The sequence below is a fragment of the Undibacterium sp. Ji83W genome (assembly GCF_049340385.1).
Lineage (GTDB): Bacteria > Pseudomonadota > Gammaproteobacteria > Burkholderiales > Burkholderiaceae_D > Undibacterium.
This window is the reverse complement of record NZ_JBMPOZ010000040.1, coordinates 16,191-27,198: the sequence shown is the minus strand read 5'-3', so window position 1 is coordinate 27,198 and position 11,008 is coordinate 16,191. Positions and strand designations below refer to the sequence as shown.

10 protein-coding genes are annotated in these 11,008 nt (G+C 48.1%); 8 read left to right on the top strand and 2 right to left on the bottom strand.

The annotated features are described in order from the left end of the window. On the bottom strand, window positions 1-295 hold a 295-nt coding region (locus ACO0LD_RS31075), incomplete at its 3' end, for a transposase (RefSeq protein ID WP_423013301.1). Window positions 296-347: 52 nt separating this feature from the next. Between ACO0LD_RS31075 and ACO0LD_RS31070 the strand changes: the two genes are divergently transcribed. The 8 genes from ACO0LD_RS31070 to ACO0LD_RS31035 all read left to right on the top strand — a co-directional run bounded on the left by ACO0LD_RS31070 (window position 348) and on the right by ACO0LD_RS31035 (window position 9,720). Next, window positions 348-776: a hypothetical protein gene (locus tag ACO0LD_RS31070; protein ID WP_423013299.1), complete on the top strand. Its 429-nt coding sequence runs from the start codon at window positions 348-350 to the stop codon at window positions 774-776. Between the two features lie 152 nt (window positions 777-928). Beyond that, window positions 929-1,375 carry a hypothetical protein gene (locus ACO0LD_RS31065; protein ID WP_423013297.1) on the top strand — a complete coding sequence of 149 codons (447 nt, stop codon included), beginning with the start codon at window positions 929-931 and terminating at the stop codon, window positions 1,373-1,375. A 200-nt stretch (window positions 1,376-1,575) separates the two neighbouring features. Next, complete coding sequence (locus tag ACO0LD_RS31060; protein ID WP_423013295.1) at window positions 1,576-2,100, top strand: DMP19 family protein; 525 nt, start codon at window positions 1,576-1,578, stop codon at window positions 2,098-2,100. A 508-nt stretch (window positions 2,101-2,608) separates the two neighbouring features. Further along, window positions 2,609-3,436, top strand: a complete 828-nt coding sequence (locus ACO0LD_RS31055) for an ABC transporter permease (RefSeq protein WP_423013293.1) — start codon at window positions 2,609-2,611, stop codon at window positions 3,434-3,436. Further along, on the top strand, window positions 3,426-4,754 hold the full coding sequence (locus ACO0LD_RS31050; protein ID WP_423013291.1) for an ABC transporter ATP-binding protein: 1,329 nt from the start codon (window positions 3,426-3,428) through the stop codon (window positions 4,752-4,754). Before ACO0LD_RS31055 ends, ACO0LD_RS31050 begins: the two co-directional genes overlap by 11 nt. Window positions 4,755-4,805: 51 nt before the next feature. Next, window positions 4,806-7,313, top strand: coding sequence for a methyltransferase domain-containing protein (locus tag ACO0LD_RS31045; RefSeq protein ID WP_423013289.1), 2,508 nt, complete (start codon window positions 4,806-4,808; stop codon window positions 7,311-7,313). A gap of 41 nt (window positions 7,314-7,354) precedes the next feature. After that, entirely contained in the window at window positions 7,355-8,509 is a 1,155-nt protein-coding gene (gene wecB / locus ACO0LD_RS31040) for a non-hydrolyzing UDP-N-acetylglucosamine 2-epimerase (RefSeq protein WP_423013287.1), read from the top strand. Further along, window positions 8,506-9,720, top strand: coding sequence for a glycosyl transferase (locus tag ACO0LD_RS31035; protein WP_423013285.1), 1,215 nt, complete (start codon window positions 8,506-8,508; stop codon window positions 9,718-9,720). Before wecB ends, ACO0LD_RS31035 begins: the two co-directional genes overlap by 4 nt. A 164-nt stretch (window positions 9,721-9,884) precedes the next feature. Here ACO0LD_RS31035 and ACO0LD_RS31030 read toward each other — a convergent pair whose 3' ends face one another. After that, window positions 9,885-10,922 (bottom strand): acyltransferase family protein, encoded by a 1,038-nt coding sequence (locus ACO0LD_RS31030; RefSeq protein WP_423013283.1) that lies wholly within the window; start codon window positions 10,920-10,922, stop codon window positions 9,885-9,887. Between the last annotated feature and the right edge of the window lie 86 nt (window positions 10,923-11,008).

Here is an 11,008-nt window from a genome sequence, read left to right as displayed (position 1 = left end):
CAGGCTCGCTGCCCAAGTCTATGCCGACAAAACTGCGCATGGAGATTGATTCGTACAAGGCTTCTTCCACAGCCGGGTCAGACAGATTGAACCATTGCTGCAGGAAATAAATTCGAAGCATACGCTCTACACCTACTGGTGGACGTCCGTTACCAGGCTTCGGATAATGGGGGGCAATCAGGTTGCACAGCATTGACCAGGGCACGACCTGATTCATCTCGGATAGAAATACTGCTCGCTTCGTCGTCTTGGCGTAGCGTTCAAAGCCTCCTTGGGCAAATGTAGTCTGTTTCATGGCTTTAATGATTGACGGTGGATGATGCTTCTATTAACGTTTCCGAATCAGATTGCGTTTACTTAATCAGAGATTCCTTAGTTTTCGCAAGTTTCTTGAACAGCAAGGTTATCCAGGGAAAATTATTTGGGTGTCTCCAGAGCACACTATTTGTTGTGGCAGATGGGAATGGAAGGTTTTTGAAAATGAATGCGTCGATGAGAAGGATATAAAATTGAAGTATCAAGATGCAGATGATAAAAAATTTGGAGTTCGATTTTGTGCTTTGTGTGTAAACGATGAAACTGCCTACTGTTATTTATATGTCCCCACCAGTGAGCTTGATGCTGACTATAAATTATTGACATATGAAAAAGTGAAATTGAGTGTCCCGGCGGAAATGCCACATGCCAGTATTGTGCGCAGAGGATTTCGTGCGAGTTGGTATCAATTGAGAGAATCAATGAAATTTAGAGAAGCGAAGGAGATCGCTTTCGGATAGGTTGATTTGTAGTTTTTGCGTAAGCATGCAACCGAGTTTGCTAAGATTGAGTGAGTTACCCTGACTTTTTCGCACACTTTTGTTTGTTAAAATAAACAGTCAGAAGAAACAATGAGATATATCGTGAAGTTTGTTTTGATTGGTTGGATTTTATGAGTCTAAAACTCAATATTGTCAAACTTGTGACTCGTTGGAGAGATCAAGGCATTGAAATACTTCCTCCATTTCCGAAGGAAGTTGTACACCAAGTCTTTAATGATATCGGTGCTCATACCACAGACGACGTTGTCGAGTTGTATGAGTCTCTTGGTGGCATGCCAAATATGAATGATGACAATTGGCGAATGTGGTCTCTGCAAGAAATTTCGGATGCGAATCATGATTTCTCAGAATTTGGGGTCATTGTTTCAGACTATCTTCTAGACTGTTATCATTTCCGGCTAAAGCCAGTCTCAGAGGCTGTATCGGAAGTCTGGGTTGAGGGCTTTGATGATGGCCCGCCTGTTTGTGTCGCAAAAAGTTTAGATGATTTCTTTGAGCGCTATGTCATTTCGCCTGAATCGGTACTCAATGCGCCATATAGGCCTACAAGAGACTAGAAGTTGCTGCTGCCCTGTTCGGCGTTCGATTAACCAGAAGCATTCCACCTGATCTGCATTTTTTGCAGGAATCGGCATCGGCAAATGTTTTGGCTTTGTTGAATGTTATGCTGATTAATTTTCAATCAGGAAGATCAAATTATTTTGCTCATTTGCTTAAGTTTTACGCAAGTCCTTTGCTGTATCTTTGGAACATGCATATGAAAAAATATACTCCTATTTCTGACACTGTTTTCGATCAGCCAGATGATCACTTTCTATTTGAAAGTATTTTTTATCATCTGCTAAAAAAATTTGATAATCTTTATCCGCCGATTGAAGTATTTGAGACGGCTTCTGGTATGCCGGAATGTGCAAAGGTCGCTTGGTGTCTATGGCAATTTGCGGCGGAAGTGTCTGGCAATGGAATTCCAGATTACTTGCTGAATCACTGTCCTGAGATAAAGCAATTGATTTTCACTCATCATGCGCTTAAGCTGGTATTGGCTGATGAGTTGGTGGTTCTTCTTGAAGCTGCAATTCCGCTGGCAAGAGAAGCCTCAATTGAGTACGGCGAGTTCAGCGATTTCCCTAAAGATGCATGGCTGGATCAATTTCAAGTCAACCTTGTCTGGCCTGATCTGGAAATGATATCACAACCTTCCTGGGCTTTATCCGCCGCACCTTTGTCATCCCTGGTGGGGACGTATTTGCGTGCGCATCGAGCAGCATTGCAGAACGCTTGATGAGTAATGAAAAATAACTTTGAGAAAATCAGGTAGCTGTCAGATTAAATCGCGATTATTGCAAATTAACGTCAGTAACTGCTGCAAGAACTTCATCTCATTTTGTGGTTGACGAATCGCTCCGTAATCAACACGTCAACCGATTCCATAATTTCGCATGTGTACAAATTGCATACAATTGCACGACACTTGTTAGAAATACTCTTTATCACCCCTCCCTATAATCGCCATCTGAAACAGTGTGTGTCAGTTGCAAATCTCTGACGCGCAATAGATCAGTGCTTGCGTGAAGTGAGCTTGTGCGAGCTCTGGTGCATGAGTCTGGCTCTGGTCGCCGGACAAGGAGACAGTGCATGTATTTGTGCTGCACAAATTAATTACCTCCACTTGTTCAGGCTTTGGACATTCTGCATCCCTATGGGGAGAATGAGTTTCGTCTGTGTTTTTGCAAGGTGATGTTGGTAGCTTGTGGTTTTCAGCACGCTGCGAATTTTTTGAAATGAATTGAATGAATCCACACGCAGTACCGTCCATTACCCCTTTGAGCTTGCTTGCTTCTTTACTGCAGCATCGCAGGCTCATCACGAGTTTGATAAAGCGTGAAGTGCTGATGCGCTATCAAGGGTCGTTGCTCGGTTTGTTGTGGTCTTTCTTTAATCCTGTGTTGATGCTGGCGGTGTACACCTTTGTGTTCAGTGTGGTGTTCAAGGCGCGCTGGGCCGGTGGGTCTGAATCGAAGACGGAATTTGCGCTTGTATTGTTTGCGGGTTTGATGGTGTTTGGCTTGTTTTCTGAATGCGTGAGCCGTGCGCCTGGTCTGGTGGTCAGTAATGTGAATTACGTCAAGAAGGTGATATTCCCGCTGGAGATTTTGCCTGTGGTGGCGATGGGGGCGGCTTGTTTTCACTTGATGGTCAGCTTTACTGTGTGGCTGATTTTTTATTCGATATTTTTTGGTGTGCCGCCTGCGACTATTTTTATCCTGCCTCTGGTTTTGCTGCCGCTGGTTTTGTTGAGTCTGGGCGTGAGCTGGCTGCTGGCTTCGCTGGGTGTCTTCATTCGTGACATACATCAGGTGGTGGGCGTTGCTGTGTCAGTGCTGACATTTTTGTCGCCAGTGTTTTATCCAATAGCGGCTTTGCCGGATGGTTTTCGTACTGTCGTCCAAGTCAGCCCTTTGACTCAGGTGATAGAGCAGAGCCGTGATGCCATGATCTGGGGCAAGCCGCTGGATTGGCAAAGCTGGTTGGTTTATTTTTTATTGTCTGGTGTTGTTGCCTGGCTGGGTTTTGCCTGGTTTCAAAAGACGCGCAAGGGGTTTGCTGATGTCCTCTAAGTTTTCTATCAAGGTCGAGCAATTGAGCAAGTGTTACCAGCTCTACGACAAACCGCAGGACAGGTTGAAGCAAATGTTTCTGTCCCGCTCCAAAACTTATTACCGTGAATTTTGGGCTTTGCGGGATGTGTCATTCGAGATTGCGCCGGGTGAGACTGTGGGCATCATAGGTCGCAATGGCAGTGGCAAGTCCAGCCTGTTGCAGATGATATGTGGTACTTTGTCGCCGACATCTGGCACGGTGACTACGCATGGCAGGCTGGCTGCCTTGCTGGAACTGGGCGCGGGTTTTAATACTGAGTTTACCGGGCGTGAAAATGTCTTGTTGAATGCGGCGATCCTGGGCTTCCCGCAAGAGCAGATGCTGGAACGTATGGGCGAGATACTAGCTTTCTCTGAGCTGGGTGATTTTCTGGATCAACCGGTCAAGACTTATTCCAGCGGTATGTATGCACGTCTCGCGTTTTCGATTGCGATTCATGTTGATCCAGAGATTTTGATTGTGGATGAGGCGTTGGCTGTGGGCGATGCCCGTTTTGTCGCCAAGTGCATGCGCCGCATCAAGGATATACAAAAAACTGGTGCCAGTATTTTGTTTGTCAGCCATGACGTCAGTTCAGTGCGTACTTTATGTGACCGCGCTATCTGGCTCGATAAAGGGCGCATGCTGGAGCAGGGTGACGTCTTTCCTGTGACTGGTCGCTATATGGAAATGATGTTTCAGGATGATGATGCCAGCGACGATGACGATCATGAAGCCATGCACTCGGCCAATGTTCCTGTATTGGGGAATGTACTGACTGAAGTGGTGGTGGAAGACATTACACTTGACAACAGGCCAGTTACTCACTGGGGTTCACACAAGGGCTTTATCCTTTCTGCGGCGGTGCTGGATGCCAGTGGTGCACGCCGTGATGTCCATGAGTGGGGCAAAAGCATGGAGATCAGGATCAGTTTGCGCATACCGCAAAGCGTAGACAGAGAACATTTAAGCGTTGCCGTCTCCATCAAAGATCTAAAAGGCAGTGACCTCATCGTTTCGACTACCCATGATTTTGAAACCAGGCGCCTGCCAGGTGATGAAAAATTTGAAGTCAGCTTCAAACTCATTAACCCGCTGGTCACTGGCAAATATCTGCTGGTTGCCGCGGTAGAGAACCGCCTGCACCGTGACATTCACTACTACGAATACATAGAAGGTGCGCATTACTTTTCTTCACTCGCGGACCAGCGCTTCTTTGGTTTGTTTCAACCGCCGATCTCGCAAGAGATTGTTGCGCCTGCACTAGACCTGAAGCTAAAGAAACTGGCTGCCTGAGGACAATGAAGCACTCTTCATCAAAACTAATTAGCGATAGATAACACGAACATGCAAACAGAAATTAATTCCCGCGTTTATTGGGATGCGCGATTTGAAAATGATTGGGTCGCTTGCAAAGGCGACAAACAATCGCGTTTTTTTGCCAGCATCGCCATTCAGCAATTGCCAGGCTGGTTGCTGGATCAAATCAGGCAAGAGAAATTAAGTGTGGCTGATTGGGGCTGTGCGCAAGGGGATGGCACTGATGTCTGGGCCAGCCATGTACCGGCTGAACAAATTAAGGGTGTGGATTTTTCTGCTGCGGCGATACAGCAGGCGCATGTGCGTTATCCAGCGCTGACATTTGCAAATACCGACTGGCTGTCATCATCAACATCAGATCAGGATGTATTTGATGTCGTGTTTTCTTCGAACACGCTGGAACATTTTCATCAGCCCTACCAGGTTTTGCAAACGCTGAGCCAGCGGGCAAGCAGGGCACTGGTGTTGGCCTTGCCTTACCGGGAATTGGAACGTGAGAGTGAGCATTTCTATTCTTTCTTGCCAGAGAATATCCCGTTGCAACTGGAAAATGGCTTCAGCCTCGTTTGGGCCAAGGTACTGGATTGCCGCCTGTTGCCAAATAGCCTGTGGCAGGGTGAGCAAATCATACTGATGTATGCAGATATGAGCTGGCTTAAAAAACTGGGCTTGCGCCTGAGTCATGTGCACTTGACGCAAACCGACGTGCAATCTGAACTGCTTCAATTGCAAACCTCGCTGGGCGAATGCCAACTGCAACTGCAGCATGCAAAGCAAACTCAAAAATCGCTAGAGTTGGAAAGCGTGCATCAAGAGCATATGTTGCTACAACATGAAAAAGCTTATCAACAGCAGCAACTGGATATAGCAGAATTGCTGTTGAAGTGTGAAAAGCTACAGCAAGGCATAGACGAGAAGGTACAGCAGATACTGAGCTTGAAAGACCAACTGGTGAGTCGTGAACATGCATTGCAAGCGCAAGGCAAAGTTCAATCCGAGTTGCAGAATGTGGCCGACAGTCTGCAAAAGAAAGCAGATGATTACGAAAAGCTTCTCCAGCAACTTGATCTGCGCGATGCGCAAATCAGCAGACTGAATCTGGATGTGCATTACAAAGAGCAAGCCATCAGGGAGATGAAGCAGTCTTATTCCTGGATATTGACGCGCCCCTTGCGCTTTACCGCACAATTCTTTCAAAGCCCTGGGCGTGCCTGTTATGACCTGGCGAAATTTATGTTCTGGCGTTTGCCAGCAAAAACGCGCTGGGCATTGCATGGACCAAGACATGATTTTGTACGCTGGGTGAGAACAACAGCGGTGACTCTTAATACACCGCAGTTGGTTACTGCAGGAACCCCCGCAGTCACTGGTAATACAAGCACACCTGTCGCTGCAAAAATAGCTAAGAACACGGATTTAAGCTGGCCTGAATTTCAGCAGCATGTATTGTCGCGACGCACAGATTACAAGGGTATTTTTGTACAGGAACTGGTGATTGACTGGAATGTACCTCTGTACCAACGTCCCCAGCATATCGCCGCTGCCTTTGGCCGACTTGGATATCTGGTGATTTATCGCACCGATAATTGGGCGGGTGATGATGTGCAGGGCTGCAGGGAAGTTGCGAAAAATGTTTGGATCACGAACCGCCATGAAGTCAATCAATTGCAGGAGGTGGTGCGTTCATTGTATTCAACTGCCTATGCCAATACGCCAGAGCTGTTACTGGAAAACGGCAGACGTGGCACGCTGGTGTATGAGTACATCGATCATATCGATCCACAAATCAGCGGCGATGCAGAAAACGTGCGCCGTTTGCTAGCTCTGAAGAATTTCGCTTTCAATGGTGGCGCAGATTATGTGGTGGCATCTGCCAAAAAACTGTATGAAGAAGCCATTGCTGCAGTAGGTGCGGATAAGGTCATCCTGGCGCAAAACGGTGTGGATACTGCGCATTACCGTCACCCTAAACACTTGAACACGCCGCTGCCGCAAAACCTGCAAAACTTCCGCGCCAGGTACAGCAAGGTGGTGGGGTACTTTGGCGCACTTGCTCCCTGGCTGTGGTACGAGGCCGTGGCTGATCTGGTTAACAGCCGCCCTGATCTGGGTTTTGTGTTTATCGGGCCTGATTACTACGGTGGTTCAGAAAAACTGGTGAAGGCAGACAATCTTTTGTATATGGGGACGGTGGATTATCAAATCCTGCCAGCCTATGCGCGTCAGTTTGATGTTTGCTTTATCCCATTCGCACCTGGTGAAATCGCCCGCACCACTTCACCTCTTAAGTTATTTGAATACTTTGCGCTGGAAAAACCTGTGGTTGTGACCAGGGATATGGCGGAGTGCGTCGCGTTTGAAGAGGTCTTTTCTGGCAACAGCGTGGAATCGCTAAGTACCGCGCTGGATGCTGCCTTTGCGGTGAAAGATGCCCCTGATTTTACCCGGCGCCTGGCTGATCTGGCAGATGCCAATGACTGGGATTGTCGTGCCAGGGCGATGGAAAAAGCATTTCAAAAACCTTCATTGCATTGAAATGCATTGGCAGTAATTTCTGAATCTGAAAGTAAATCATCATGAAAAAAATATTGTGTGTCGTTGGTACGCGTCCTGAAGCCATCAAGATGGCTCCCGTTATTCTGGCATTGAAGCAAGAACCCTGGGCGCAGGTCAGGGTACTGGCAACGGCACAACATCGCCAGATGCTGGATCAGGTGTTGTCATTTTTTGATATTGAAGCTGATATTGATTTGAACATGATGCGACCTAACCAGTCATTGACAACACTCACTGGCCGCATGCTGCTGGACCTGGATGCAGTCTTGCTGGCAGAGAAACCAGATGTGGTCTTGGTGCAGGGCGATACAACAACTGTCATGACAGTATCGCTGGCCTGCTTTTATCATCGCATACCTATTGGCCATGTTGAAGCGGGCTTGCGTACCTGGGATAAGCAAAATCCATTTCCAGAAGAAGCAAACCGGGTCTTGACTGGCCGCCTCGCTCAATGGCATTTTGCCCCAACAGAAAGTTCACGCCAGAATCTCTTGCGTGAAGGTGTGACTGATAGCGACATCATCGTCACAGGTAATACCGTGATTGATGCCTTGCTGATGACGGCGGAACGTGAACTGAATCTGGGCATAGAGCTGGATGCCAGCAAGCGCATGGTGCTCATCACTTCACACAGGCGTGAGAATTTTGGTGAACCATTTGCCCATATCTGCCGCGCCATACTCAAGCTGGCGCAGGATAACCCGGATGTGCAGTTCCTTTACCCTGTGCATCCAAATCCGAATGTCAAAGAGGTTGCCCATGCAACGCTGGGTGCTTGCGCGAATATTCATTTGTGTGCACCGCTGGATTATGCCCCTTTCGTGGCCGCGATGAAGCGCGCTTATCTGATCATCAGTGATTCTGGTGGGGTGCAGGAAGAAGCGCCAGCGTTGGCCAAGCCTGTGCTGGTCTTGCGTGAAGAAACCGAAAGGCCAGAAGCAGTAGAGCAGGGTGTAGTGAAACTGGTTGGGGCAAATTACGACAATATCGTTGCAGAGACACAAAAGCTGCTGGATGATGAAGCTGCTTACAAGGAGATGGCCAGAGGTGTATCGCCCTATGGTGATGGCGTGGCAGCCGGACGGATAGTGCGGGTACTCAAGCAATATTATGCGGCCCAGGATAAATCTGCAGATAGTCATAGCGAAGCCGCACTTGAAGCTGAGCTTGCATGATGCGCCTCGTCTATCTCTCGCCTGTTCCGTGGAACAGCTTTGCCCAAAGACCACATCAGTTTGTGCGCTGGTTTCATCAGCAATTTAATGCGAAGGTATTGTGGATAGACCCGTATCCCACACGTTTGCCAGACATGAGCGATGTGCAACGTGTGCTTGCTTCAAAATTTGCGCAGACCTCTGCTATTGCTGGCACCTTCAAGGAAAAAGAAAATCCGGAAAAAGCAGACTGGTTAACACTGGTCAAGGTTCCTGCCTTGCCGATAGAACCTTTGCCTGCCTCGGGGTTTTTGCAGCAATGGTTTTGGCGTAAGGCCATGGCTGAGATAGATGCATTTGTTGGCAATGCCAAGGCGCAAATCGTTGTTGGCAAGCCTTCCAAGCTGGCCTTACAGGTGTTGGCGCGTTACCCGGAAATGGCATCCATGTATGATGCCATGGATGATTTTCCGGCCTTCTATGAAGGCTTGTCCAGCAAGGCCATGCAATATACCGAGGCTAATCTGGCAGCCAGGGTCAATAAGATCGTGGTTTCTTCCAGTGCTGTCTCACGTTTCTCGGATCAGGCTGACAAACTGAGCCTGATACTGAATGCCTGTGACAGTGATAACCTGCCGCCTGCATTGCCAAGATCAGAGCAGTCACCAGTGTATGGTTATGTGGGCACGATAGGGCACTGGTTTGACTGGGATGCAGTCGTCAAGCTGGCATCGTCCCTGATAAACACGGACCCCCGTGCCCTTGTGCGCCTGATAGGTCCAGTGTTCATGCCGCCACCTTGCGCGCTACCAAAGAATGTACAAATCCTGCCGGCATGCAGCCATGCGCGTGCCATGCAGGCCATGCAGAAATTTTCTGTAGGCTTGATACCGTTCAAGCGAAAATTGTTAACGGCATCAGTTGATCCTATCAAGTACTATGAATACCGCTCGCTGGGGATACCAGTTTTGTCATCTGACTTTGGTGAGATGTCTTTGCGGGCAGATGAGGACGGGGTGTTTTTATACAACGGGGATAGTGATTTTACGACTTTGCTCAAGACTTGCCTGCGGCATCGCAGCAGTGCAGATGGTCTGAGCAAGTTCAGGGCAGATAATTCCTGGGCCGCCCGGTTTGCCGGATTGATACCGCTGTTTGATGCCAGTGCTGATCACCGGGGCCGTAGAAGATCTGCCAACAGGCTTGAGCAATTTGCATGGCAGCGTGCTTAATCTTTTGTCTTAGAACCTGTTTCCGATCTGTAGCGAGCGTGCGTCAGCGGGGTCGAGGGTAACAAAAACGCAGCGCAGAAAGCGGAATGTACTCTAGTACATGAGCATTTTGAGCAGCACATGAGCCTCGATCACGCTCGCGCAGTAAGATCGGAAACAGGTTCTTAGCGCTCAAACCGGGTTTTCAAGTTCAAGAACCAGGATTCGTAATAGCGGAAGCTGATGCTGGCGGTGATGGTAGCTAGAATCAGCGTCAACAAGAAAACCGCGATGCCTGGTTCGTGAATCTGCAGGACGCCGAAAAGTTTGGTGACAAAGTTTTTGCATAGCATGTGCAACATATACATGCCGTAGCTGATAGACCCCAGATAAGCGATGGGCTTCAATGACATTATGGGTGCAAGAGGATGGCGCTCCTGAATCACGCAAGCCCCAACCAGTGCGGTAAACAATATTGAAGCAACAAAGCCAGGCAATACATTGCCAAGCAAGACAAACAACAGTGCGATGAAGAGCAGGGGTGCTGACCATGTCTGACCAAGAATACGATAGAGCCAGGCAAAATGCGTTTCATTATTCAAACCTATCGCCAGCAAGGCACCGATGACGATGGGTAGTTGTATGATATCGAATGCGTGCAGCCCTGCTATTTGGCTTGCTATGCAAATTGCAATAACGCTGATCAGGATGATGCCGGCTCTTTTGACTGAGCCTGCTAGTAATAAGAGTGGTGGCCATACCAGATAAAATTGCTCTTCCGCTGCCAGTGACCAGGCAAAATAAAAGATGACCCTTCCATCAAGGGCGACAAAGATATTCGAAGTGTAAGTCGCAAAGTAGGTGAGATTATGAAAGAAAGCTTGGCCCACTTCAGAATGTCTTTCCAGTGCATATACCAGTAGGATATACAGCGCCAGGGTACCGTAATACAACGGGAAGATGCGCAGTGAACGGCGCAGGTAAAACGCCTTGAGGTCTATCTTGCCATTGCGCTCACGTTCTCTTAACAGCAAGGTCGTGATCAAAAAACCGCTGATGGCAAAGAATAATTGCACACCTTGCGCACCTATGCCTGCCAGTATTTCATTGATGCCCGCAGGCGCAGTGTGATGCCAGATGACGGCGATGATACTGATGGCGCGCAAGCCATCCAGGGATGCAAATCTTTTATTCGACAGATAATCGGCAAACGGCTTAAACATCCACGCTCCTGGCAGACTGGCTGGTGTGCTTGTCTAGTTTCATGTTTGTTTGATCTAAATGCGTTTGCTGGGATGGATAGTCTTCG